The organism is Dyella sp. BiH032, assembly GCF_031954525.1.
Classification (GTDB): Bacteria; Pseudomonadota; Gammaproteobacteria; order Xanthomonadales; family Rhodanobacteraceae; genus Dyella_D.
In genome coordinates this window covers 3,357,990-3,383,211 of record NZ_CP134867.1, presented here as the reverse complement: position 1 = coordinate 3,383,211, position 25,222 = coordinate 3,357,990, and the positions used below count along the sequence as shown (strand labels likewise).

Below are 25,222 nucleotides of genomic sequence, written 5' to 3'. Positions count from 1 at the left end.
ACGCTTGCCGCCGGCACGCGCCGGTAGCGCTCGACTCCGATCAACGGGGAGGTTTGCCGCATGAACCGCTATCGCATCCCGCTGTCCCTGCTCGCCATGGCGGTCGCCGCCGCACTGGCGCCCGCTTACGCCGCCGACACCAACGGCGCCGATCCGCAGCAGGCCACCACCGACCAGTCCGCCGCCGCGCCGGCGGCGCAGACGCCGGCCAAGAAGAAACCGGGCGCGTCCGGCGAAGCCGCCACGCAGAACGCCATCAACCTGACCGGCGTGACGGTTACGCCGTTGCGCGACAGCCTCAAGAGCGCGCAATCGATCAAGCAGGATTCGCAGCTGGTCGTCGACTCGATCGTCGCCGAGGACATCGGCAAGCTGCCGGACAACAGCGTGGCCGACGCGCTCAAGCGCGTGACCGGCGTGCAAGTGGCGCAGGGCTTCCAGGGCGAGACCACCACCGTGGTGATCCGCGGCCTGCCCAATGCGGTGACCACGCTCAACGGTCGCCAGATCTTCAGCGCGGGCGGGCGCCAGTTCTCCTTCCAGGACCTGCCGGCGACGGCGGTGAGCGCGCTGAATGTCTACAAGTCGACCGACGCGACCATGGTGACCGGCGGCATCGCCGGCACGGTGGACATCCGCACGTTCCGCCCGTTCGACTTCGACGGCTTCAAGGTGGCCGGCACGCTGACCGAGACCAACCAGAAGTACGGCGCGCATACCGATCCGACCGCCAGCTTCCTGATCAGCAATCGCTGGAAGACCGACTACGGCGAGTTCGGCGCGCTGCTGAACGCCGGCATCAACACCATGCACTACGACTACAACGTGTCGTATGTGGACGACAACCTGACCCGCGTGCTCACCGACGGCGCGGGCAATCCGGTGCGTGCGCAGAACGGCAACCTGCTGGTGGCGCCCAATCAGTACGGCGCCAACTACAACATCGGCTGGCGCAAGCGTCCGGAGGCGAACTACGCCCTGCAGTGGAAGCCGAACGACAACACCGAGGTGTACCTGGAAGGCCTGTACACCTGGCTTTCCGACCAGTACAACCAGCCGTTCTACTTCTCCGGTCCGCAGAACGTGGTAGCGCCATCGCAGTTCACGGCCAGCGGCTCGTGCTTCCCGATGGGACTTCCGGGTTCGCCGTATCACGGGCAGACCATCTGCCCGCTCAACAGCGCGCAGTTCACCGGCAATTACTATGCCGCCACCAGCACGCAGGCACACGAGGACTGGGGCCACAACATCCAGAACTCGCTGGGCATCAAGTGGCATGGCGACAAGCTCAACCTGTCCGGCGACGTGACACGCAACGCGGCCAGCTACCAGAATCAGCGCTTCGTGCTGGACACCTACCTGGATGCGTCCAGCTCGCCGCTGACCACGTATTACAACTATCCGAACAACTGGGGCCTGGTCGGCAATCCCCAGATGAACCCGGCGAACTACTACCTCAACGGCCTGTACCAGCAGTGGAACAACAACCGCGCAACGCAGACCGCCTGGCGTTTTGACGGCGACTACAGCCTGGACAACGCCTTCTTCAACTCGGTGAACTTCGGCCTGCGCTATGCCGACACCAATGCCCAGGCCACCGGCGCCCAGTTCGGCCAATCGCCTCCGGGGGGCGCGTACCTGCCGGACGGCTCGCCGAATCCGGCCAACAACGTGCTCTCGCTGTTCGGCCCGCAGTACTTCTGCAACGTGCCGCGGACCGGCGCCGTACCGGGCAGTGCGCTGACCGGCTGCTACAACTACCTGCTGAACAATGCCGACGCGCTGCGCCAGTTCTACGGCCTGCCCACCGGCCGGCTGCCGGCGCAGCAGGGTCAGTACTTCGATATCACGGAGAAGACGTATTCGCTGTACGGCCAGCTCAATTATGGCAACGAGATGTTCGGCATGCCGTTCGAAGGCGTGATCGGCGTGCGCCTGGAGCGCATCAAGCGCGATCTCAACGCCTTCACGTACGACAACTCGACGCAGCTGTATTCGCCCATCGGCCTGAACACCAGTCAGCGCGAGGCCTTGCCGAACGTATCGTTCAACCTGCATCTGCGCGACGATCTGCAGATGCGCCTGTCGGCCGGCAAGACCGTGCAGTATCCGGACTTCGGCCAGCTCAATCCGTCGTTGTCGCTGAGCCCGGCCACCGCCAACACCATCGCCACCGGCGCAGGCGGCAATGCGTACCTCAAGCCGACCAAGTCGAACAACTATGACGCCACCCTGGAGTGGTATTTCAACGAGGTCGGCTCGCTGACCGGCGGCGTGTTCTATCACGACATCACCGGCTACATCGAAAACTATACGTTCGAGCAGAACATCGGCGGTACCACGTACTTGATCTCCGGTCCGCAGAGCGCGGGCTCGGGTCACCTGGACGGCGTGGAACTGGCGTACACCCAGTTCTTCAACTTCCTGCCCGGCGCGTGGAGCGGCCTGGGCGTGCAGGCCAACTACACCTATATCGACAGCAAGCTCAAGACGCCGTCGATGACCGGCGACGGCTTCATCAGCGCGCCGTTCCAGAACGTGTCGAAGAACAACTACAACCTGGTGCTGATGTACGAGAAGTACGGCATCTCCGCGCGTCTGGCGTACAGCTATCGCAGCCGCTATCCGGAATTCTTCCTGGCGGCGACCAATGTGATCGGCAACAACGCGCAGATGTACGACGAGCCGGCCAGCATGCTGGACCTGTCGCTGGGCTACGACATCAACAAGTATCTGACCGTGGTGCTCAACGCCACCAACCTGCTGGGCAAGGACTTCCATTCCTATGCGGGTTCCGGCAAGGCCATGCCGCAGGACCTGCGCTACCAGGACCGCTCGGTGGGCCTGGGCGTGCGCTTCAAGCTCTGACGGAAGGCGCGCGTGCCGCCGGCATGGCGGCACGCGTGGCCCGGGAAAGGAGGGCGTTACGTGAAACGGCCATACGCGAGCTTGCGTCCGGTACTCGTCGCCGGTGCGCTTTGCCTGGCGCCGCCCGGCATGGCGGCGCAGTTCACGAATCCCGTGTTCGTGGGGCAGGACCCGTGGGTGACGTATGTCGACGGCACCTACTACTACAGCAGCGCCAACTGCGGCGTGGCGGACATCTGTGTCAAGCAGTCGAAGACGCTGACCGGCCTGGCCACGGCTCCATGGGTCGGCGTGTGGAAGCATGGCGGTGAGCGCGCCCCCAACGGCAAGGAAATCTGGGCGCCCGAGCTGCATCGCATCGATGGCCGCTGGTACGTCTATTACGCGGCCGACGACGGCAACAACGATCATCACCGGCTGTTCGTGCTCAGCTCCGACGGCGGCCCCGGGCTTGGCAGTTTCCGCGAGGCGGATACCGGCCTACCGCATGGGCAACTCGATGTGCTGCCGGACCACTGGGGCATCGATCCCAATGTCTTCACTGCGGCCGACGGCAAGCGCTACCTCACCTGGTCGTGCACCAACCAGGCGGATTCGGCGTTCCCGCAACGCATCTGCCTGGCGCCGATGCGCGACGCGGTGCACGTCGGCAAGCCGGCCGTGCTCCTGTCCACGCCCACCGAACCGTGGGAGACGCGGGACAAGCCGATCCAGGAAGGTCCCGTCGGCTATACGCGCAACGGCCGCACCTACATCACCTATTCGGGCAGCGCGAGCTGGATCCCCAACGACTATGCCGTGGGCCTGCTGGCGCTTAAGTCCGGCGGCGACCCGCTGGACCCGTCGGCGTGGCGGAAGTCCGGCCCCATCTTCGACCATCACGGCAAAGTCTACGGGCCGGGCTCGGTAGTGTTCGTGCCGTCGCCGGATGGCAGGCAGTACTGGAACGTGTATCACGCGATCGAACGGCTCGACTGCAAGCCCGCCTATGACTGCCGCGACGTCCGCATGCAGCCGATGAGCTTCGACGCGAATGGCGCGCCCGTGCTTGGCACGCCCGTGAACCCCGGCGTACCGCTGGATGTGCCGTCGGGCGAGGCCGGCGTCCCTCGATAAGGCCATGGGTGTCGTGAGCGGAGTCATCGCGTTCCGCGGCATCCGTCGCAGGTGCGTACGGAGCCGGCACGTGCCTTCGGGTGTTTCTTCCCTGGGCGGGCGGCGGTTGTGGCGTGTGCCGTCCCGCTCTTTTTTTGTTCTCGGAGACCTTATGAAACGAACGATGCTGGCCGTGGCGCTGGGTATCGCGGCGGCGGCTTCCGCGGCGAGCGCCGAAGACGCCGTGGGTGAGCGTATCGCCGACGGCACGGGCTACGCGTCGGTGGCGCGCGTGACGCAAGGTCCGGCGGCCGATCGCGGTCGTCTGCTGATGGTGTTCGAACAGGACGGCATGGCCGGTATCCCGTTGTGGGAAAGCCGCGACGAGGGCGTTCACTGGCGATTCCTGACGAACGTCACCGACCAGTCGCATGGCGGCGACGCGCACTGGCAACTGCGCTGGCAGCCGAACCTGGTGGAACTGCCGCGCGCCTCCGCCGACCTGCCGGCGGGCACGCTGCTGTTGTCGGCGAATGCGACACGCAACGACGAGCGGGGGCGCGTCCACGTCGAAGATCTGCAGATGTACGCATCGGTCGACGGTGGCCGGACGTGGCGCTACCGCAGTTCCATCGTGCGCGGCGGCGGACATCCGGAAGACAAGGACAACAAGGGCGTGTGGGAACCCAACGTGCACCTGCTGGATGACGGGCGGCTGGTGGCCTACTACTCCAGCGAGCAGCACAAGGCCGAGGGCTACAACCAGCTGCTGGCGCACAAGGTCTCCAGCGACGGCGGCCGCAGCTGGGGCGCGGAAGTGTGGGACGTGGCGATCCCGGGCGGCGTGCAGCGCCCCGGTATGGCGATCGTCACGCGCCTGGGAGACGGACGCTATGCGATGACCTACGAGAACATCGATGGTCCGCGCAACGGCCAGGTGTTCATCAAGTTCAGCCGGGATGGATTCGATTGGGGCGATCCGCGGCGGCATGGCGAGCCGGTGATGACTCTGTCGGGCTTCTGGCCGTCGGCGTGTCCGGTCGTGCAATGGTTTCCGCAAGGCGGGCCGGAGGGCGTGATCGTAGTGACCGCGCAGCGCGCCGGCGGCGGAGGTGACGAAGGAGGGCGCGCCTTCTACTGGAACAATGCCTCTGGCCGAGGTCCTTGGTGGGAAGTGCGTGCACCGGTGCAGAAGCGCAGCGGAAACATACATGCGGGCTGGACGCAGGCGCTGCTTGCACGCGGGGATGGCAGCTTCCTGCACGTCACCTCGTCGTCGGCCGTGGACGCGCCGGAGCGCGCGCAGCGCAACGAAATCCTTTCTGCGGTCGCGCCCTTGCGCTTCGATCGCTATGAAGCGGAGGACGCGATGCTCGCCGGTGCCGTGGCCGTGCCGGACCCGAAGGCATCGAACCTGCGCAAGGCGCGACTGGGGCAGGGGAGTGAGGCGCGGTTGCGCTTCGTCGTCCATGCGACCGCGGGCATGCACATGGTGCAGCTGCGCTTCGAAGACCTCGGCTTCGCCGCGGAACCGGCGCTCGCCGTGAACGGAGCGCGTGTACCGGCGACGATGGCAAAGAGTGCAGATGGTGCACGGACGGCGACCGCCAAGGTATCGCTGCTGCCCGGCTTCAACACGATCGACGTGGAAGGTGGAACCCACGCGCTGGACGTGGATTACCTGCAACTGGATGGCGGACCGGGCGATGTGACGCCGCGATCAGGAGAAAAGAAGCCATGACGATGCGAGCGATATGGCTGGGCCTGTTGCTCGGCGCGGCACAGGCGCAGGCGGGCGTTCCCGTGGGCCCCTTGCTGCCCTCCGGGCCGGACCCGTGGGTGACCCAGCGGGACGGTTTCTACTACTACATGCACACGCAGGGCGATCGCATCTCCCTGTGGAAGACCCGTGACATGGCGAAGCTGCGCGATGCCGTGCCGGTGACCGTGTGGCGCGCACCCTCCTCAGGCCCCAACTCCGCCGCAATATGGGCGCCGGAGCTGCATTTCCTCGACGGCAAGTGGTACCTGTACTACTCCGCCGCGGACAAGGCGCACAACGACGATGCGCACCGGCATGTGTTCGTGCTGGAGAACGCCTCGCCCGATCCCACGCAGGGAACCTGGACCGACAAGGGCATGTTGCGTACCCGGCGCACGGGCATCGACGGCACGGTATTCGAGCATCGCGGCAGGCTGTACTTCGTCTATTCCGCGTATGTGGATGACCACAGCGACCTGGCGATCGCGCCCATGCGCAATCCATGGACGCTGGAAGGGAACGAGGCCGACATCGCTGCGCCGACGTTCGCCTGGGAGATGCAGGGAGGGCGGAAGATCCTGGAGGCGCCGGAGTTCCTCGCCGGGCCGAAAGGCAAGGTATTCCTGACCTACTCGGCCAGTGCGTGCTGGTCGGATGGCTATGCGATCGGCATGTTGGCGGCGGACGCCGGAGCGGATCTGCTGGATCCGGCTTCGTGGACGAAGTCGTTCGCGCCGGTGGTGAAGAGCTCGCCGACGCATGGTGTGTATGCGACGGGGCACAACGGGTTCTTCAAGTCTGCGGATGGCGGGAATTGGATCATTTATCACGCGAATGGCGGGGCGGGGTGGGGGTGTTCGCCGCGGCGGGCGCCTTATATGCAGCGGTTTTCTTGGGGTAAGGATGGGGTGCCGGTTTTTGATGGTGGATGAGGGATAGGTATTGATGGTGCGACATGGGGGGCGCTCATTAGGGGCTTGCTTCTGGCCTCGTCCTCTCGGTCTTGGTCGCTTCGGTGTGCGTCCGATGGAGCGCGAGTCGTAGGCTGGGGTGAGCTTGCGAACCCCAACGGGCGCGGAAGGCGGCTCTATCCCTTCACCATGGCGTCCCGAAGCAACTTGCCAACCACAGTCGCGCACATGGACCGCCTAGCCTTATCCTCTGCCGGGGAACCTCCTCACCAGCCATCGCCGGAGCGAAGGAAATGCTCAAGCCGATTGCCCTGTTTTGCCTTGCACTGTTGCCTCTCACTACCAACGCAGCTATCGAGAAGTACGCGACGTCCTGCGGGAATCGCATCTGCTTCCATTGGTGGCCCAAGGTGCCCGCCATTCCCGGTTGGCATCAAGACCGGGAGCGGAATTTCGACATGGGCGTCAATCTGCTGGTTCCGGATGACCGTGGCTTTAGCGATGCGCCGGCGGTGATCTATGCGAGAGCGGTCTATAAGCCTCGCGTGCCGGAGGTGAAGTCGCTCGACGCACTTATCGAACAGGATCGCCGGACGTTCCTCGCCGAAAAACCGGATGGCGCCGTCGCCGAGGCCGGCAAGTTGACGACCGGGGACGGGCACAGGTTGCGTTCCCTTACGTTCTTCGCGCCTCACAGTGGTTCCTGGGAGCGCGTAGCCTACGGCGAGGAAGGCGATTTCTATCTGATCTTCACGCTAAGCGCGCAAGACAAAGCCTCCTACGAACACGGAACGCCATTGTTTGAGGCATGGGTGGGACGTTATCGGGAGGCGCCGTGAGCGAGGGCTTCCTCGAGGCGACGCCGGTCTTATCCGTGCCTAGGTAGAGGCCCTCATCTGGTTATCGATCGACCTGAATCTCGGTCCGCGCCGCCGCCATCCGCAGCGCTACGATGCGGTGGGAAGGATGTCGCTGGTTTTCCACAACCCAGGGTCTGAATCTGTCGGCGCACCGGGCAGCCGGAATGCGCTTTTCTTCGTGCGTCTTGGGGCTTCAGCGCGGCGTTCCTCAGGACATGGCCTTGGTGTTCGGCGCGGCGGCCCAGGCTACCTGGTTTCTTCCGGCGCGCTTGGCTTCGTAGAGCGCCGCGTCCGCCGCGCTCAGCATGCTTTCCGCATCGGCATAGGCGGAAAGAGTGGTAGATGCGATGCCTGCGCTGACGGTAACGAAGCCGGCAACGCCGCGGACGTGCAGGATGCGCAGAGCTTCCACGCGCTGCCGCAGTCGTTCCAGCGCGGCGCCGGCGGCGGAGGGGGCATGGCCGACCATCAGCACCACGAACTCCTCGCCGCCCGCGCGAGCCAGCGTGACGCCGGGCATTGCGTCGGCTTCACCGGCCAGCGCGCGGGCCACCGATGCCAGGCACTGATCGCCGGCCAGATGGCCGTAGGTGTCGTTGAAGGCCTTGAAACTGTCGATGTCCACCATGGCCACGGCCAGCGGCGTGCGCTGACGCCGCGCGCGTTCCCATTCGTGGTCGAACACCCGGTAGAACCCGCGGCGGTTGAGCAGTTGGGTGAGGTCGTCACGCAGGGCGGCGCGGCGGAGGTCCTGGTGCAGGCGCTTGAGTTCGTCCTCGGAAGCGAGATGACGGCCCAGCAGCAGGGAGGCACGCAACGCGTAAGAAGCGGTGCCGGCGATCAGTGCGACCACCGCCATGCCGGGCTGGGTCCGCAGGTAGCCGAAGGCGAGCAGGCACAACGCTACGCTCAGGACGAATGGGCTGACTGCCCCGGCGAAGTGGCGCATGCGAGGCGAGGGGCGGTAGCCGCGCAGCCAATCATCACGGCGGCGGCTCATCATCAGGCCGACGAGCGCGAAGGGCAGGCTGAGCAGAAGCTCGGGCACGTAGGATTCGCTGGACAGGATGAAGCGATTGTGCGCGGCCGGCGCAAGCAGCTCGATCCAGGCGAAAGCGCTCAGCACGACGTAGAAACGCCGTTCGTCGCGCCGGCGCGTACCGAGCAGGCGTAGCGTGGCGAACATCGCCACGAACAAGGCCATGCCGTCGAACATCCACATCAGCGAACGGGCGTTGTCGGGATGCGCCTGAGCACCGGCGACCAGCGTCCGCACCAGCCCGTAGAACATCAGTGCGATCAACGTCGCCAGCACCGCGTCCACCGCGCCGGCCCAGCGGTATGCCGGCGCGACCGGCTCATAGGCGGCGGCGAGGGTGAGCAGCAGGCTGCTTACACAGAAGTAGAACGTCGGATCGAAGGCCACCAGGGTGCCTTCGGGGTTCGCCAGCGAATCGGCGAACAGCAGCGCGAACGCGGTAGCCTGGCTGAGCAGGGCGGCCAGAAGCATCGCCCAGAGGGGCCGATTGTGCGCCACACTGAGGCGGACGCGGCGTACAGCCAGCACCAGCGTGAAGCCCAGCACGGCCAACACCAGCACATAGCTCCACGTCAGCACGTGCGCCGGTTCCGCGACGAGCAGGGTCAGGTGCACCGCGAGTAGCGGTGCATACAGACGCGGAGCGAGTGCCTGTATTTTCACGGGCCGCCTGGTCCGGGGCGATGCGCAACACTTAAGCACGGAACCGCGGCCGGTAACATGACTCGCCGCAACATGGGCCATTCGTGCGACATGCCCCGGCGATCGCCCAGCCGCCCGGAGGGCAGTTCCTGACGCGCCCAACCCTCACGCAATGAAGCGGCATCCGCCTACAGATCAAGGCCGGCCGATGAAGCAATCTATCTCTTGCCCGGACCGCAGCTTCCCATGCATCCGGGCCGTGGCCATGCCGCTTCTTCCCCTCTTGTGCGGGGTGGCTGCGGGTCCCCCCGCAATGGGGGGACCACCTTGACCTCTTCGGGCTATGGCATGGCCTTAGGCAGGTTAGGATATGTCTGCGCTCAACTCGGAAAGGCCATGACCGCACGATTCGCCGAAGGCATCGTCATTGACGCTCCGATATCGGTCGTGTGGAGGGTGCTGACCGAACCGACGCATATGCGCGTCTGGATGGGGGAGCCGACGATGGAGTTGGATATCTCCGTCGACTGGCGCGTCGGCGGGACGTTTCGCGTCCGCGGCGCCCTCCATGGGCGTTTCGAGAATCGCGGTACGGTCCTGGCATTCGAGCCGGAGCGGCGGCTTTGCTATACGCATCTGAGTTCGGTGTCACGGCTGCAGGATCTGCCGGAAAGCTATACGCACTTCGATTTCGTCCTGAAGCCGGAAGGCGAGGGGACACGCCTCGACCTCACGCTGACGAACTTTCCCACCGATTCGATCTATAGACACCTGGCGTTCTATTGGTCAGGCACGCTGGTCGTGCTTAAGCGCTACGTCGAATCCATCCTGGTCTGAGCGTACGTAGTTTTCGGACGGCGCTTTCATCTGAGCGCCAGCGACATTTCCACGAGGTCGTAACCCTGTCCGAAACCGTTGGGCTGGATGCGAACCGGCAGGAAGCCGAAACCTGCGAAGAAGCCCTGGCTCATCGGCGTGGTTTCGATGCGCACTTCGGAGAAGCGGCTTTCGGCGCGGATACGTTCGAGGCGGCCGGCCAGCAAGTATGTGCCGAAGCCCTGGCCGTGCAGATCGCGGCTGATCATGCCCCAGATGAGCCCGGCCGTGGCGAGCCTTCCCGGATGCTCCGCATAGCCGCCGCAGCCCGCCAGCTGGCCGCGGCTATCCTCCATGACGAAGTAGGGGCCGATCTTCTGGTCCAGGCATTGCAGGAAGTCGTCCTTCTCATGTCCTCCGAAGTACTCGGGAACGTTGCTTTCGAACAATCCTATGCAGGCGGCGCGATCGGATGCGAGATAAGGACGCAGGCGCGGGAGAGTGGGCACGGTGACGTCACAGAGCGATAGAAGTTGTTTTATTAAATCGGAATTTACTCATGGAGTGATCCGTATCGATCGAGCAATCTATGCCTCGCCGGCGAGTCGGAACTCCCCCCTCCCTCCTCGAACGACGAGCCGGCGCAGTGTCTCTTCCTTGTGCACTCCGGCCCCCGCAATGGGGGCCTTTTCTTTTTCTTACCTACGAGGCGGCGTCTTGTACGCAGGGGTCGCGCTGGAGGAACCAAAGCAACGGCTGATCAGAGCCAGACGAAGATATTGGCAAAGCACGGAGCTAAAACTTCTTCGATGAATCGGAATTCCCCCATGGAGCGAATCGTGACCATCGAACAATCTATGCGTCGCCGGCGAGTCGGGTTCCATCCCCCTCCTCCTCCCCCGAACGACGAGCCGGCGCACGCTCTCTCCAGTGCACACCCGGCCCCCGCAATGGGGGCCTTTTTTTTCGCCTGCTGTGGTCGATTTAGCGATATTTCGTGCGTTCGCCAGAGCCGAAACGCATACGATTGTATGTCTGCTTCCTAGCGTTTTGGATTGCGCCGATTGTTTCGCCTTCAGGCCTGGCCGATGTTTATGTCGGCAGGCGGGAAGCGCGTTGTAGGCAAACAGCTAGGAGGAGACATCATGGTCGGCCGGCTTCTGGGTATGGCCCTTGGAGCGTGCCTGTTCGCGTCCGTATCGGCGGCGCCCGCGGACCTTTACTGGTGCGACGGATGTAGCCCCGAGCAGGAACGGGCCATGCTCGCCCGCACCGATCACTCGGCCGAGTGGACAGAGGTCTATGTGGGCGATCTGAACACCCGTACCCTGCGCAAGTACGGTGTGGCGCGCAGCTGGGGGCAGGTGGAGCCCTATGATGTTCGCCGTCGGCGGACGGATCCCGTCATCGCGTCCGCCTTCATGCAACTGGTGCGTTTCCATGACACTGCGCCGGCGGGATGGAAGAAGGCCTATGCGTTGCGCATCGTCGACCCGGCCGGGGCGGCGCCGGATTACCTGGACCGGGCGCTGCCGGTTCTCGATTATCCGATGCCCGCCGTCACTGTCCGGGACGTGCTCGACGATCCCCAGCAGCGCCGTTTCCTCGAGACCTATCTACAGTCGGACATGCTGCGTCGCATTCCGGTAGACATCGGCTCGACCCGGCGCAGCCTGGGATTCCTGCAGTCGTCCGACCAGGCCAGGAGTCCGGTCATCCAGGTGCTGGTGCATTTCGCCGATGGCAGCCGTATCACGTCGGTGCTTGACGTTGCATCGAGCCCGATGGTCCGGCTCGATGAGCAGTCGGCGCGGGACGTGCGCGATCGTCTCGTTTCCTCAGCGCGCGCGTCGGGCCATGCCGCCGATCATTGGGTGGGTCCGGCCGATCCACCGTCTTCCAGCCTGACGACGATCGATTTCTGAGCACGCAATCGGAGTTCGCCGCATGGCATGGCATGAGGCCTTCGAGCATCCTGTGCGGGTCCGGTGCTCAGGGCGGCACCATCGAGGCACCGGGCATTTGGGTATGTTCCTGTGGTAGTCCGAAGCCCCCGAGAGTTTTTCTCGGGGGCTTTTTTTATCCGTGCGGAAGGGGGCTTGGATACCGCGATTCCGCTGCACGTACCGGTCTTACACGAGAGGAAGAGTGGTTTTTCGCAAGAGAGGGGCCTGACGCGCCGGCGATAGCCGTTCCGGAAAAAAACGACGCACCCCCAAAAAGGAGACGTGTGTCCGTTTTTCCACCTCCCCACGCGCAAGGCGTTGCGTTAGCTTCCGCGAGCATCCACGCGTGCGATCGCGCCCGGCCCCTGCCTACGCGGGTGACGCCGCCGGCGCGGCCCGCGCTCTGACGAGAAAAGGGGGGGGCATGCATCTTCGCGGTCGTTGGTGGCTGGGCGGTCCGGTCGTGCTGGCCGTGTTCTGGCTCGCTGGTTGCACGGGGCCGGCAGTAAAGCCGAACCAGGCGGTGGTCGTGGCGGATCACGCGCGCTTCTCCTTCCTCACGCCGAACCTGGTTCGCATGGAGTATTCGCCCGGCGGCAGCTTCGTGGACGTGCCCACCGCGGTGGTGCAGAAGCGCGACTGGGCGCCGGTGACCGTGCACGTCTCGCGAGAGAACGGCTGGCTGGTGGCCAGCACGGACGCCATGAGCCTGCGTTATCGGCTGAACTCCGGTCCTTTCAACGCGGACAACCTCAAGGTCGCCTGGACCGCGGGCAGGCCGGGCGAGTGGCGCCCGGGTGCGGAGGATGCGCAGAACCTCGGCGGTCTGACGTACTCGCTGGACAACGTCAGCAAGGTCAATCTCACCGGCAATCCCCTCGATAGCCCGGTGAACGATGTGATCCCCGGCATCGAGGTGAAGCTGGAAAAGGCCAAGCCCGGCCTGCTCAGCCGCAGCGGCTACGCCTTCGTCGACGACAGCACGACGCCGTTGTGGAACAACGCTGCGCGCTGGATCGAACCGCGCAAGGAGCGCGGCGGGCAGGACTGGTACCTGTTCGCTTATGGCGATGACTACCGCAAGGTATTGGGGGATTACGCCCAGCTCAGCGGCCGGATTCCGATGGTCCCCCGCTACGTGTTCGGCCCCTGGATCACCGATTTCAACTTCGAGTATTTCCCCGGCACCGCGGAGGCCAGGCAGCCCGCCTTCCAGCGCTACAACCAGAAGATGCTGGAGGACGAGGTCACGCGGCTGCGCAACGCGCGCATTCCGTTCGACACGCTGGTGCTCGATTTCGCCTGGCACAACTACGGCTGGGATGGCGGTTATGACTGGAGCCCACTGATTCCACAGCCCGACCGTTTCCTCACCTGGCTGCATGCGCGCGGCGTGAAGCTGAGCCTCAACGATCACCCCGGCTATGCCCATACCGAGGAGAGCATCCTCTCCTTCGACGACAGCCATGCGCCGGCCGTGCTCGATGCCCTGGGCAAGCCGCCGCAGTCCAAACCGGCGATCGACATCGACCTCTCCTACCAGTGGACATTCGCTACCGATCCGCGCGACCGCGGCGTCGAGGCCCAGTGGTACGCACCGGATTTCGATGCCCGCCGCTGGAAGACTGTCAAGGCCGACCGTTCCTGGCAGGCACAGGGATATGCCAGTTACCGGGGCGTGGCCTGGTATCGCGCGGAAGTGCCGTTGCCGGCGAATCTGCCGGCGTCCCTCTACCTGGTGCTGGGCGAGGTGGACGAGAACTACCGCGTGTTCGTCAACGGCAAGGAGCTGCAGCACAGCAGCATCCAGTGGCCGCAGCGGCTCACCTATACCGACATCGCTTCGGCCGCCAAGGCCGGCGAGGTCAATCACATTGCGCTGCGCGTCGAGCCCGGCCGTGCCGGCGGCGGATTGCTGCGCGGCCCGGTGGCGATCCGCGATGTCCGCCCGCTGGAGCGGATCGCCTTCGATCTCTCCGACCAGAAGCAGGCGGACATTTTCATGCGCCAGCTGCACGAGCCGCTGATGCGCCAGGGCGTCGACTCGTGGTGGGTCGACGGCGGTGGCGGGGCCACGCGCATGCCCGGCCTCGACGCGCAGTTCTGGACCAATAAAGTGTTCTACGACTTCACCGAGCAGGCCACCGGCAAGCGCGGCTTCATTCTCGGCCGTTACGGCGATTGGGGCAGCCAGCGCTATCCGGGTTTCTTTACCGGCGACACGTATTCGGAGTGGCCAGTGCTGGCCTACGAAGTAGCCTTTACCGCGCGCGGCGGGAACGTGCTGGTGCCGTACATCAGCCACGATATCGGCGGTTTCCACGGTGCGAAGATCGACTTCGACCTGTATGCGCGCTGGATCCAGTTTGGCGCTTTCAGCCCGCTCCTGCGCATGCATAGCGCGCATGCCAATCCGCGCGAGGGCAACACCCGCATGCCTTGGGTCTACGGCGACAAGGGCATGGCGCTCATGCGCAAGTACTTCACCCTGCGCACCCAGCTCATTCCGTACATCTATACGTACGCGTGGGTGGCGCACCGCGATTCAATGCCGCTGCTGCGGCCGCTGTATCTGCAGCATCCGGCATTGGATGAGGCCTACAAGCAACCTTACGAATATTTCTTCGGCGACGACCTGCTGGTCGCGCCTGTGCTCGATGCCAGTGGCCAGCGCACGGTCTATCTTCCGCCGGGACAGTGGGTCGACTTCTTCCATGGGAAGCGCTACCAGGGCGGCACCACCTTCAACGCGCGCTATGCGGTCGACGACATGCCAGTGTTCGCGCGCGCCGGCGCGATCGTGCCGATGCAGCCGCCGAGCGAGTACTCGGATGCGAAGCCGCTGGATACGCTGATCCTTCACGTCTTCGGCGAAGGCGACGGCAACTTCGAGCTTTACGAGGACGACGGCCTCTCGCTGGACTACGGCAAGGGCCGTTACGCGCTCACGCCGATGCACCACCACACCGGCAGCGATGGCGGCCATGAGCTTGTGATCGAAGCGGCCAAGGGCGACTTCGAAGGGCAAGTGCAGCGTCGCGCCTACGAGCTGCGTTTCCATGCTCAGAAAAAGCCCGGTGCGCTGGCCATCGACGGCAAGCCCGGACCGGCCTGGCGCTGGGATGGGAAGGAAGGCGTGGCGACGGCCGTGATACCGGCGCGCTCGGTGCGCGATGAGGTGCATCTGGCGTGGCATTGAGGAAGCGTCGTCTTTGAACGGTCGGCCGTGCGCGTTGCGGATGGCGGGCGGGCCGACCAAGCGGCTCGCCCGTACAGCTTCCCGTTCTCCCGGCGCGCCCGGGCACTGCGGGGCGATGGACACGCGGAGAGAAAGCGCGCGGCGCCGGGCCATGGCGTGAAGAACGCATGGACGCGTTCGCCGTGACTGCGTCGCGACATCCTTTTCACCGCGCCGTCTCTCGCCATCCGTAAAAGTCGCAAGCACCATCAGCGTACCGATGGAGGCTCGTTTGCGGCGTCTGTCCTTCCTCGTCAGCCTGCTTTTCGTCGGTCAGGCTTGCCTGACCGCCTGCAGCGATCACCCTCTGCGCGGCGAAGGCGTGCCTTCGGTCGATGGCCGCACCTACCTGATCGTGGCCGACAACGGCGGCGGCGAATGCCCCTCGATCCGCGTCGACGACAGGGACTGGCCCCACAAGATCGGCGAACCCGGCCCGGTCGAGCCGGGCCGGCACATCATCGAATGCGGCGGCCCCATCGCGTTCCACGTGCCGGAAGGCGTGATCTTCACCTTCAATTACTGGGGGCCTTAGGGTGGATGCCAGGGATGGCACTGACGAGGCCATCGACGTCTCGCCCCTGTCCTGCTGTACTGCGCGCACGGGTAAGGAAGGGAGGCGGGGAATGGGTGCTGCAGGGAGCGTTGGGGAGTTTCAAAAAGCCTTTGAGTCCGATGGCTACACGGTTCTCCCGGAGGTTATGCCGGAGGCTGGATGCAATGAGCTGATCGGCGTTATCGAGGCGAATCATGAAACACACCGGCCAGGCTCGTGACGCTGGTTGCGAATCGAGGGCGTGGCGAAAGTAGCCAGAAGCCTCCGAACACATCCGGCGATTCGGCCTTTGCTGCCTCAGGATGCACGCGCTGTGCAGTGCACCCTATTCACCAAGGACCTCGATACGAACTGGTCAGTAACGCCGCATCAGGACCTGAGTGTGCCGGTCCGGGAGCGCGTCAATGCTACTGGCTGGTCCGCGTGGTGCGTCAAGGAAGGAGTGACTTTCGCGCAACCGCCACAAGAAGTCCTCGAGAGGCTGGTCGCCGTGCGTCTGCAACTTGATAGCGGAGGCGAAGCTACGGGGCCGCTCGAAGTCACGCCCGGCTCGCACGCGATGGGACGCCTGACGGCGTCGAAGATATCGCAGCTCGTGTCGACGAAGCGGGTGCCATGCTCCGTGCCCAAGGGCGGCGTGCTAGTCATGCGGCCACTGCTCATCCACGCCTCTGGCAAGCTGCGCGGAGAGGGGCGGCGTCGCGTATTGCATTTCCTCTACGGACCACCTCTGGATAGCGGCGTGTCATGGCTGGATGCGGTTTGAGCCGATGGTGAAGCCATGGTCTTGGTGATCATTCGCTGACTTTCGGCGCTCACGGTATCCGCTCCAATTTCCTAACGAAGCTTCCGATCCCCTTCGAAAAAGCTTTCGAATTTCGCAAAAAGCAGGGGCGCGCCGATACCCGGAATCCGGGAAACCACTAACCTTGCGCATGAGTTGTCATATGACAACCACATTCGGCATCGGCATGGTGGAGACCGTCTTGCGGCGGACGGCGCACCCAAGAAGAGATCGAAGAGGCCCTGTGTTATCTCGAGCGGCATGGATGGCGCGTGGAGATCGGCGGAAGCCACGCGTGGGGAAAGATTTACTGCCCCTACAACGACGACACATGCCGCTGCGGCGAATTCTGCATCGCCAGTGTGTGGAGCACGCCCAAGTGCCCGGTCAACCATGCGCGTGCGCTGCGGCGGGTGATCGATCACTGCGCCATTCACCGCCTTCTGAACACGCTTTGCCCCGAGGAGTAGCCCATGGAGTACACCTTCACTCTCAAGTACCGGCTCGCCGAGGACGAGGGCGACATGGACGACCTCCTGGAGAGGCTGGCTGAGGCCGGCTGCGAAGACGCCCTGGCTGGCATCGGCCAGCCAGGGCGTCTGGCGCTGGAGTTCACCCGCGAGGCGGGGAGTGCGGAGGACGCGGTGCGCAGCGCGCTGGAGGATGTGCGCCGTGCGGCGCCCGCGGTGCGGCTGATCGAGATGTCTCCCGATCTCGTCGGCCTGACCGACGTGGCCGATATCGTGGGCATGTCGCGGCAGAACATGCGTAAGCTGATGCTGGCGTATCCGGCCAGCTTTCCGGCGCCGATCCACGAAGGCAGCACTTCGATCTGGCATCTGGCCGACGTACTGGCCTGGCTGCAGGAGCGTGGCACCTACGAACTGCCCGGAGGCGTCGTGGAAGTGGCGCGGGTGGCGCACCTGGTCAACGTGGCCAAGGAGCAATGCCGGCTGCGCGGAAGATCCCCAAGGCCGTGGACGACCCTGGTGGCTTGAGCCGCAGCGGACTCTTCGCCCGCGGCGGCTCTGCCGATCCTGTCAGGTGGCTTGCTTAGGGCCGCAGCCGATGGTCGAGGGAAGGAATGGGAGGGATGCCCGTCGCGGTCCTTCCTTCCGTCCAGAGCACGTCGCGGCCGATCTTGCGCACGTCCGTCTGTCCCGTCAGCGCCATGCTCACGCTCAGTTCGCGGCGGATGATCTCGATGGTGCGGGCCACGCCTTCCTCGCCCATCGCGCCCAGCCCGTACAGGAACGCCTTGCCGATCAGGCCGGCGCGGGCGCCGCAGGCGAGGGCCTTGAGCACGTCCTGGCCGCTGAGGATGCCGCCGTCGAACAGTACTTCGAGATCGTCGCGGACCGCGTCGGCGATGCGGGGCAGCACGTCGATGCTCGCCGGCGCGCCATCGAGCTGGCGGCCGCCGTGGTTGGAGACGACGATGGCGTCCACGCCGTGCGACGCGGCGAGGCGCGCGTCTTCCTCGTCCATGATGCCCTTGAGGATCAGCTTGCCGGGCCACAGCTCGCGGATCCATTCGAGGTCCTTCCAGCTCAGGGTCGGGTCGAACTGGTTGGCGATCCACTGCGCCAGGGTGGTGAGGCTGTCGGTGCCCTCGATGCGGCCCGCCAGGTTGCCGAACGAGCGGCTCGGCGCGTGCAGCATGCTCCAGGCCCAACGCGGCTTGCTCATGATGTCGAACAGGTTGCGCAGAGTGACCTTGGGCGGCACCGAGAGGCCGTTCTTGATCTCGCGGTGGCGCTGGCCCTGCACGGTGAGGTCGGCAGTGAGCATCAGCGCGGAGCAGCCGGCGTCCTTCGCGCGGCGGATCAGGTCGCGCGCGAAGCCGCGGTCGCGCATCACATAGAGCTGGAACCAGAACGGCGCTTTCACCGCGTCCCGCACCTGCTCGATCGAGCAGATCGACACGGTGCTCAGGCAAAACGGAATACCGGCCTTGAGGGCGGCGCGGGCGCCGAGGATCTCACCGGCGCCGTGTTGCAGGCCGGTGAGGCCGGTGGGTGCGATGGCCAGCGGCATCGAGATCGGCTGGCCCACCACGGTGGTGGCCAGCGAACGCTGGTCCACATCGATCATTACGCGCTGGCGGAACTTGAGGCGCTCCAGCGCGGCGCGGTTGCCGCGCAGGGTCATCTCGTCGTATGCGCCGCGGTCGGCATACTCGAAGAAGGCGCGCGGCACGCGGCGGCGCGCCAGTTCGCGCAGGTCCAGCACGTTGGTGATCGGCGTGGCCATGGCGAAGCCTCTCCTCAGCCCGCGGCCACGGTGGCAGGCTCGCGCCACACCGGGCCGTCCGGGAAGCCGTACTCGACCAGCGTGCGCTCGTGCATGCGCGCGGAGAAGCCCGGCGCGGTCGGTGCGCGGTAGCGGCCGTCGCGGATCGTCACCGGGTCGTCGAAGTGTTCGTGCAGATGGTCGACGAATTCGATCGCGCGGTCTTCCTTCTTGCCGGTGATGGCCACGAAGTCGGCCATGGCCAGGTGCTGTACCAGCTCGCACAGGCCGACGCCGCCGGCATGCGGGAACACGCGCACCCCGAACTTGGCAGCCATCAGCAGGATGGCGAGGTTCTCATTGACGCCACCCACCCGCGCGGCGTCGATCTGCACCAGATCCACCGCGCCGGCCTGGAACAGTTGCTTGAACATGGTGCGGTTGTGGGTGTGCTCGCCGGTGGAGACGGGCACGGAGACTGCGCGGCGGATGGCGGCGTGGCCCAGTACGTCGTCGGGGCTGGTCGGTTCTTCGATCCAGGCCAGGTCGAAGCCTTCCAGGCGGCGCAGCCATTCGATCGCGGCGTGCACGTCCCAGCGCTGGTTGGCATCCACCGCGACCGCGATGTCCGGGCCCAGCGCCTCGCGCACCAGGCGGCAGCGGCGAACGTCGTCTTCCACGTTCAGGCCGACCTTGAGCTTGATGGTGCGGAAGCCTTCGGCCACGGCTTCGCGGGCGAGGCGCAGCATCTTTTCGTCGCTGTAGCCCAGCCAGCCCGGCGAGGTGGTGTAGGCGGGGTAGCCTTCGTCCAGCAGCTGCTGGATGCGTGCGGCCTTGGCCGGCTCGGCCGCGCGCAGCATCTGCAGCGCCTCCTCCGGCGTCAGCGCATCGCTGAGGTAGCGGAAGTCGATCGCCGCGACGATCTGCTCCGGCGTCATGTCCACGATGAAGCGCCACAGCGGCTTGCCGGCCCGCCGGGCGGCGAGGTCCCACGCGGCATTGATCACCGCGCCGATCGCCATGTGCATCACGCCTTTCTCGGGGCCCAGCCAGCGCAGCTGCGAATCGCCGACCATGCGCGCAGCGAAGCCGCCGAGGTCCTGGGTGACTTCGTCCAGGGTCAGGCCGACCACGTACGGACGCAGCGCATCGAGCGCCGCTTTCTGCACGTCGTTGCCGCGCCCGATGGTGAAGGCCAGGCCATAGCCGGCCAGACCCGACGGGTCGTCGGTGCGCAGCACGGCATAGGCGGCCGAGTAGTCCGGGTCCGGATTCATGGCGTCGGAGCCGTCGAGCTCACGCGACGTGGGAAAACGGATGTCGTAAGTGTCGAGCGCGGTGATCGTCACCGGATGATGCTTCGCCATGCGGCCGGCCTCCCTATACCGGTGATGAGGAAGAGAATGGAACGTTAGTCATCGTGCGGCGCGGGCGTCGGCCGGATGAGCATGGACGAGCTGGCGCTGGCGGCCCAGGCCGTCGATACCCAGCTCGATTACGTCGCCAGGGCGCAGGTACGTCGGCGGCTTCAGGCCCAGGCCCACGCCGGAAGGCGTGCCCGTGCTGATCACGTCGCCCGGCATCAGCGTCATGTAACGGCTGATGTAGCTCACCAGCTTGGCCACGCCGAACACCATGTCGGCGGTGTTGCTGTCCTGGTAGCGGTGGCCGTTGACCTCCAGCCACAGGTGCAGGTTCTGCGGGTCGGCGATTTCGTCGGTGGTGACCAGCCAGGGGCCGATCGGGCCGAAGGTGTCGCAGCTCTTGCCCTTCACCCACTGGCCGCCGTGCTCGAACTGGAACTCGCGCTCGGACAGGTCGTTCACCACCACGTAGCCGGCCACGTGCGCCATCGCGTCGTCGACGGATACGTCGCGCGCGGTCTCGCCGATCACCACGCCCAGTTCCACTTCCCAGTCGGTGCGGGTGGAACCGCGCGGAATCACCACGTCGTCGTTCGGCCCCTGGATCGCGCTGGTGGCCTTCATGAAGAGCACCGGCTGCTCCGGCACGGCCTGGCCGGTTTCCGCGGCGTGCTTGGCGTAGTTCATGCCGACGCAGATCATCTTGCCGACCGGCGACACGGGCGCGCCGAAGCGCGGCTCGCCTTCCACCTTGGGCAGCGTGGCCGGGTCGATGGCGGCGAGCCGCTTCAGGCTCTCGCGGTGAAGCACGTACGGATCGACGTCGGCGATGTGCACGGACAGATCGCGCAGCACGCCGTCCTTGTCGACCAGGCCGGGTTTCTCGCTGCCATGGGCGCCGTAGCGGACCAGTTTCATCTTCGGTTCCTCAGTTGGACCAGCCGCCGTCCACGATGTGCACGGTGCCGGTGGTAAAGGCGGATTCGTCGGAGGCCAGGTACACCGCCAGTGCGGCGATCTCTTCCGGGCTGCCCAGGCGGCCCATCGGCTGGCGCTCGACGAAGCTGCGCCACACGGCGTCCTCGTCGCCGCCGAGCGCGCGCACGCGGTCGCCGAGCGATGGAGTCTTCACCGTGCCGGGGCAGATCGCGTTGCAGCGCACGCCGCGCGCGACGAAATCCGCCGCGACGGATTTGGTCAGGCCGATCACCGCCGCCTTGGTCGTGCTGTAGGCGAAGCGGTTGGGCACGCCCTTGATGCTGGACGCCACCGAGGACATGTTCACGATGCTGCCGCCGCCGCGTTCGAGCATGGCCGGCAACACGCGCTTGCACAGGTGGAACATGCTGTCCACGTTGATGCCGAAGGAACGCTTCCAGGCCGCGTCGTCGGTGTCCAGGATGGTGCCGGCGTGCACGTAGCCGGCGCAGTTGAACAGCACGTCGAATGGCGCATGGGCGGCGACGAGGCGATCGATCTGCGCCGGGTCGGTCACGTCCAGGCGTTCGGCGCGCAGCTCGGGGCATGCGGCCGCGAGCGAGGCGAGCGCCTGTTCGTCGATATCGGTGGCCAGCACGCGGGCGCCTTCGCGGGAGAAGGCGAGCGCGGTGGCGCGGCCGATGCCGGCGCCGGCCGCGGTGACCAAGGCATGTTTGCCGGCGAGACGGCCGCTCATGCCAGCGGCTCCCAGGCGGCGCGGACGAAGCGAGAGGTCATGGCGGGTTCTCCTGGCGGGCTGAAGGGGAGGGCTGGGCGAGGCGATAGAAAGCGGCGGCGGTGCCGCCGAAGATGGCCGTCTCGTGTCCCGCAGCGAGACGGCGCACGTACGAGCGCGCCAGTTCGATCCAGCGCGCGTAGTCGCCGCGCAGAGTGACCACCGGCCAGTCGCTGCCCCAGATCAGGCGTTGAGGTCCGAAGCAGGCGAACAGGTGATCGACATACGGCGCCAGCGCGTGTTCGGACACGCCCGGCGCAAGCTGGGTGAGCAGGCCCGACAGCTTGCAGTGGAGCGACGTGCGTGCGGCCAGCAGCGCGATCTGCGCGGCCCAGCCGTCGAAGCCGGATGCGCCGTCCACCACCGGCTTGCCGCCGTGGTCGAGGACGGCGCGCAACTGCGTCTCGCGCTCCAGCCGCGCGAGCAGTCCGGGCAGCTGGTCGGGGCGCACCAGCGCGTCGAACGCCAGGCCATGGCGCTGCAGGCTGGCGAAGGCGGCATCCAGCGCGGGACGGGCGAGCCAGTCCGGGTCCTCGATGTCCTGCGCCATTGGGCGCAACCCGACCAGCAGGCCGTCGCCATCGCGCACGAGCGCGGCGATTCGCGCCTCCACGTCGGGCGCTTCGAAATCCACCCAGCCCACCACGCCGGCCACGGCACGGTCGGCACGGGCCAGCTCGAACAAGAAGCGTGTTTCCGCTTCGGTCGGTGCTGCCTGCACCAGGATCGCGCGCTCCACGCCGGCGGCCGCGCGGTGCGGATTCAGTTCGAACGGAAGGAAATCGCGTTTCAGCACCGCCGGCGCGCTGGCCAGCCAGCCGTAGTCGCCGCGCTGGACGCGCCAGTAGTGCTGGTGGGCGTCGATCACGTTCACGGCGTCACCGCGTACTGGCCGAGCAGACCTTCGTCGCGCAAGCGGTCCCACAGCGCTGCCGGAATCGGCGTATCGCGCCGCGCGGCGGCTGCGTCGGCCTCGGCCGGGGTGCGCATGCCGCAGACCACGGTGGCGACGGCGGGATGGAAATGCGGGAATTGCAGGGCGGCGGCGCCCACGCTGACGTCGAGCGCGCCGCAGGCGTCGTAGAAGCGCTGGGCCCGTGCGCGCGTGGCCTCGTCGGCCGGCGCGTAGTTGTAGGTATCGCCCGGCTTGTCGCCGCCGAGCAGGCCGGAGTTGTACGGCGCCGCGGCGAAGATGGCGATGCCGCGCTGTGTGGCCTCGGCCATGACGCGCGCGCTGTGCGCCTGCTCGAACAAGGTATAGCGGCCGGCGAGCATGATGACGTCCAACTCGAAGCGCGGCATCACCTCGAGGCACACCTCTTCCTCGTTGACGCCCAGGCCGATCGCGTCGCACACACCCTGCGCGCGCAGCTCGGCCAGCGCGGGCAGGGCTTCGTCCAGTGCCTGGCGCAGGACGCGCGGATGGTCCGCGCCATGCGTGAGGGCGCCGATGTCATGCAGCAGCAGAACTTCGACGCGATCGGTGCGCAGCCGCCGCAGGCTGTCGTCCACCGCGCGGCGCACGCCGTCGCGGCTGTAATCGAACACGGCCCGCTTGCCGGCCACGTCGAAGCCGTCGGCGAGCGGATCGCGGCCCGGCGCGTCCTGGATCAGGCGGCCGACCTTGGTGGACAACGTGTAACTGCCGCGGGGCATGGTCGCCAGCGCCGCGCCGAGGCGCGCTTCGCTGAGGCCGTAGCCGTAATAGGGGGCGGTATCGAAATGACGGATGCCGTGCTGCCAGGCGCGTTCCACCGCACGTCGCGCCAGGTCCTCATCCACACCCGCGTACAGATTGCCGATGGGCGCGCCGCCGAAAGCCAGCGGCGAGATCGCCCGGGCAAGCCGGGTCGGGCGCGTCGGGGCGCCGTGCGGGTTGGGAATACCTGGATCCGCCATGCAGAAACTCCGCTTCGCTGGTCGCCGGCGCACGCCCGGAAGGCGCTCCGCGGGGGACTTTGGCCCATGCGCGGCTCCCTCTCAAATGCCCCGCGCCGGGGATCGAATCAGTGTGCACCTATGAAACGCATATTTACAAGTGAGAATATGGCTAGGCCGTCGAGTGGCGAAATTTGTGTTGCAACGCGACTTGAAACGATCTAAGTAAATATGAAACATCGGTTCGCCGATGAAAGCCGCCCAAGGTTCCGCAGCCGCGGGGCCAGCGCGGCGACGATCATCTGGGGATGAAGGGGAGGCTTGGCGTGGACCGGCACGAAACCACTTCCGCGTTTGCCGGCGACCTCGCCGGGCCGCCGGCGCGATCGGGCGGATGGGCCGCGTCGTCGACTACCGACCGTACTCCCGCTCCACCCGCAGCGTCCTCGACCGAAGGTCTTTCCGCGATGTCCAGCGTGGCCGGGCAGCCGCCTTTTCTCGCCGCCGACGTCGGCGGTACGCACGCCCGGCTGGCGCTGATGGCGCCGGGTGTCCGCGGCCCGCTGGTGCAGGCCTACCGGGTGTTCCGCTGTGGCGAGCACGCCAGTCTCACGTCGATCGTGCGCGCGTTTCTCGCTGGCTTGGCCACCCGGCCGCGGCAGCTGGTGCTGGCCTGCACGGGCTGCGCGCACGAAGGCGTGCTGATCAACGAAAGCCTGCCCTGGCGGATCGAGACGGCGGCACTGGCCGCCGAATTGCGCCTGGACGAAGTCCATCTGCTCAATGATTTCGTCGCCCTGACGCATGCGGCGCCGTACATCGATACCGAGCGCTCGCCGCTGCTGCACGCGCCCATGCGCGCCGCCGCCGCGCCGGGCCCCATCGTGGTGGTGGGCCCCGGCACGGGCCTGGGCGCCGCCGTGCGCCTGCCAGGCTCGCCGGCGGTGGTGCTGCCGAGCGAGGCCGGCCAGATGCAACTCGGCGCGCGGGTAGGGCGCGAGCAGGACGTGATGCGCCTGCTCGCCGGGCGTGACGAACATCTCTCTTATGAGGCCGTGCTGTCGGGCCCTGGGCTGCTGCGCGTCTACGAAGCGCTTTGCCGCGAAGCCGGCCGCGGACCGGCATGCGCCGAGCCGTCGGCGGTCAGCGCGGCGGCGATCGACGGGAACGATCCCCAGGCGCGCGAGACCCTGGATCTGTTCTGCGGCTGGCTCGGTTCGTTCGCGGGCGATCTGGCCATGCTCTATCAGGCGACCGGCGGCATTTATCTGGCCGGTGGTTTTCTCTCGCGCATGGCCGCGTATCTGCGCGGCAGCACGTTCGTCGCGCGCTTCCTCGACAAGGGCGTGATGCGCCCGTTCCTGGACAACGTGCCGGTGCGCGTGGTGGACCACGGCCAGCTCGGCGTGATCGGCGCGGCCAGCTGGTTCCTCGACCGGCCGGCGAAACCGCCGGGCATTCCTATCGGATAGCCCGAGGTTCATCGAGGAAACATCGCGTCGGTCGTACCACCCACA

The 25,222-nt window shown here is 66.2% G+C and carries 21 protein-coding genes; 13 read left to right on the top strand and 8 right to left on the bottom strand.

Going from position 1 to position 25,222, the window contains the following annotated elements; translation table 11 throughout:
* Positions 1-60 precede the first annotated feature (60 nt).
* From RKE25_RS14825 to RKE25_RS14805, 5 genes are all read left to right on the top strand, one after another.
* Positions 61-2,868: a TonB-dependent receptor gene (locus RKE25_RS14825; RefSeq protein ID WP_311838868.1), complete on the top strand. Its 2,808-nt coding sequence runs from the start codon at positions 61-63 to the stop codon at positions 2,866-2,868.
* A 60-nt stretch (positions 2,869-2,928) separates the two neighbouring features.
* Positions 2,929-3,984: a glycoside hydrolase family 43 protein gene (locus RKE25_RS14820; protein ID WP_311838867.1), complete on the top strand. Its 1,056-nt coding sequence runs from the start codon at positions 2,929-2,931 to the stop codon at positions 3,982-3,984.
* A 151-nt stretch (positions 3,985-4,135) separates the two neighbouring features.
* Positions 4,136-5,704, top strand: coding sequence for an exo-alpha-sialidase (locus RKE25_RS14815; protein WP_311838866.1), 1,569 nt, complete (start codon positions 4,136-4,138; stop codon positions 5,702-5,704).
* Positions 5,701-6,657, top strand: coding sequence for a glycoside hydrolase family 43 protein (locus RKE25_RS14810; protein ID WP_311838865.1), 957 nt, complete (start codon positions 5,701-5,703; stop codon positions 6,655-6,657). Before RKE25_RS14815 ends, RKE25_RS14810 begins: the two co-directional genes overlap by 4 nt.
* Positions 6,658-6,929: 272 nt before the next feature.
* Positions 6,930-7,475 (top strand): hypothetical protein, encoded by a 546-nt coding sequence (locus RKE25_RS14805; RefSeq protein WP_311838864.1) that lies wholly within the window; start codon positions 6,930-6,932, stop codon positions 7,473-7,475.
* A 229-nt stretch (positions 7,476-7,704) separates the two neighbouring features.
* On the opposite strand, the gene RKE25_RS14800 is transcribed toward RKE25_RS14805, so the two are convergent.
* Positions 7,705-9,198: a GGDEF domain-containing protein gene (locus RKE25_RS14800; protein WP_311838863.1), complete on the bottom strand. Its 1,494-nt coding sequence runs from the start codon at positions 9,196-9,198 to the stop codon at positions 7,705-7,707.
* Between the two features lie 375 nt (positions 9,199-9,573).
* Here RKE25_RS14800 and RKE25_RS14795 point away from each other — a divergent pair, with 375 nt between their 5' ends.
* Positions 9,574-10,014 (top strand): SRPBCC domain-containing protein, encoded by a 441-nt coding sequence (locus RKE25_RS14795; RefSeq protein ID WP_311838862.1) that lies wholly within the window; start codon positions 9,574-9,576, stop codon positions 10,012-10,014.
* A 26-nt stretch (positions 10,015-10,040) separates the two neighbouring features.
* On the opposite strand, the gene RKE25_RS14790 is transcribed toward RKE25_RS14795, so the two are convergent.
* Entirely contained in the window at positions 10,041-10,442 is a 402-nt protein-coding gene (locus RKE25_RS14790) for a GNAT family N-acetyltransferase (protein WP_311838861.1), read from the bottom strand.
* Between the two features lie 810 nt (positions 10,443-11,252).
* Here RKE25_RS14790 and RKE25_RS14785 point away from each other — a divergent pair.
* From RKE25_RS14785 to RKE25_RS14760, 6 genes are all read left to right on the top strand, one after another.
* Positions 11,253-11,918 carry a hypothetical protein gene (locus tag RKE25_RS14785; RefSeq protein WP_311838860.1) on the top strand — a complete coding sequence of 222 codons (666 nt, stop codon included), beginning with the start codon at positions 11,253-11,255 and terminating at the stop codon, positions 11,916-11,918.
* A 445-nt stretch (positions 11,919-12,363) separates the two neighbouring features.
* On the top strand, positions 12,364-15,138 hold the full coding sequence (locus RKE25_RS14780) for a TIM-barrel domain-containing protein (RefSeq protein ID WP_311838859.1): 2,775 nt from the start codon (positions 12,364-12,366) through the stop codon (positions 15,136-15,138).
* A 271-nt stretch (positions 15,139-15,409) separates the two neighbouring features.
* A complete protein-coding gene (locus tag RKE25_RS14775; RefSeq protein WP_311838858.1) occupies positions 15,410-15,712 on the top strand; it encodes a hypothetical protein in 303 nt (100 codons plus the stop codon).
* Positions 15,713-16,046: 334 nt separating this feature from the next.
* On the top strand, positions 16,047-16,499 hold the full coding sequence (locus RKE25_RS14770) for a phytanoyl-CoA dioxygenase family protein (protein ID WP_311838857.1): 453 nt from the start codon (positions 16,047-16,049) through the stop codon (positions 16,497-16,499).
* A 248-nt stretch (positions 16,500-16,747) separates the two neighbouring features.
* On the top strand, positions 16,748-16,987 hold the full coding sequence (locus tag RKE25_RS14765; protein WP_311842401.1) for a hypothetical protein: 240 nt from the start codon (positions 16,748-16,750) through the stop codon (positions 16,985-16,987).
* A gap of 3 nt (positions 16,988-16,990) precedes the next feature.
* Positions 16,991-17,515 (top strand): DNA-binding protein, encoded by a 525-nt coding sequence (locus tag RKE25_RS14760; RefSeq protein WP_311838856.1) that lies wholly within the window; start codon positions 16,991-16,993, stop codon positions 17,513-17,515.
* 55 nt (positions 17,516-17,570) lie between these two features.
* Here the strand turns inward: RKE25_RS14760 and RKE25_RS14755 are convergent, their stop codons facing one another.
* From RKE25_RS14755 to RKE25_RS14730, 6 genes are read right to left on the bottom strand one after another with little or no spacing between them, the layout of a single operon-like run.
* Positions 17,571-18,770, bottom strand: coding sequence for an alpha-hydroxy acid oxidase (locus tag RKE25_RS14755; RefSeq protein WP_311838855.1), 1,200 nt, complete (start codon positions 18,768-18,770; stop codon positions 17,571-17,573).
* A 14-nt stretch (positions 18,771-18,784) separates the two neighbouring features.
* A complete protein-coding gene (locus RKE25_RS14750) occupies positions 18,785-20,116 on the bottom strand; it encodes an L-fuconate dehydratase (protein WP_311838854.1) in 1,332 nt (443 codons plus the stop codon).
* A 48-nt stretch (positions 20,117-20,164) separates the two neighbouring features.
* The gene (locus tag RKE25_RS14745; protein ID WP_311838853.1) at positions 20,165-21,031 is read right to left on the bottom strand and encodes a fumarylacetoacetate hydrolase family protein; all 867 of its coding nucleotides are present in this window, start codon (positions 21,029-21,031) and stop codon (positions 20,165-20,167) included.
* Between the two features lie 10 nt (positions 21,032-21,041).
* Positions 21,042-21,788, bottom strand: a complete 747-nt coding sequence (locus tag RKE25_RS14740; protein WP_311838852.1) for an SDR family oxidoreductase — start codon at positions 21,786-21,788, stop codon at positions 21,042-21,044.
* Between the two features lie 37 nt (positions 21,789-21,825).
* Positions 21,826-22,701, bottom strand: coding sequence for an amidohydrolase family protein (locus RKE25_RS14735; protein WP_311838851.1), 876 nt, complete (start codon positions 22,699-22,701; stop codon positions 21,826-21,828).
* Positions 22,698-23,726 (bottom strand): aldo/keto reductase, encoded by a 1,029-nt coding sequence (locus RKE25_RS14730; protein ID WP_311838850.1) that lies wholly within the window; start codon positions 23,724-23,726, stop codon positions 22,698-22,700. Before RKE25_RS14730 ends, RKE25_RS14735 begins: the two co-directional genes overlap by 4 nt.
* Positions 23,727-24,031: 305 nt before the next feature.
* On the opposite strand from RKE25_RS14730, the gene RKE25_RS14725 reads away from it, so the two are divergent.
* On the top strand, positions 24,032-25,177 hold the full coding sequence (locus tag RKE25_RS14725; RefSeq protein ID WP_311838849.1) for a glucokinase: 1,146 nt from the start codon (positions 24,032-24,034) through the stop codon (positions 25,175-25,177).
* Positions 25,178-25,222: the final 45 nt, after the last annotated feature.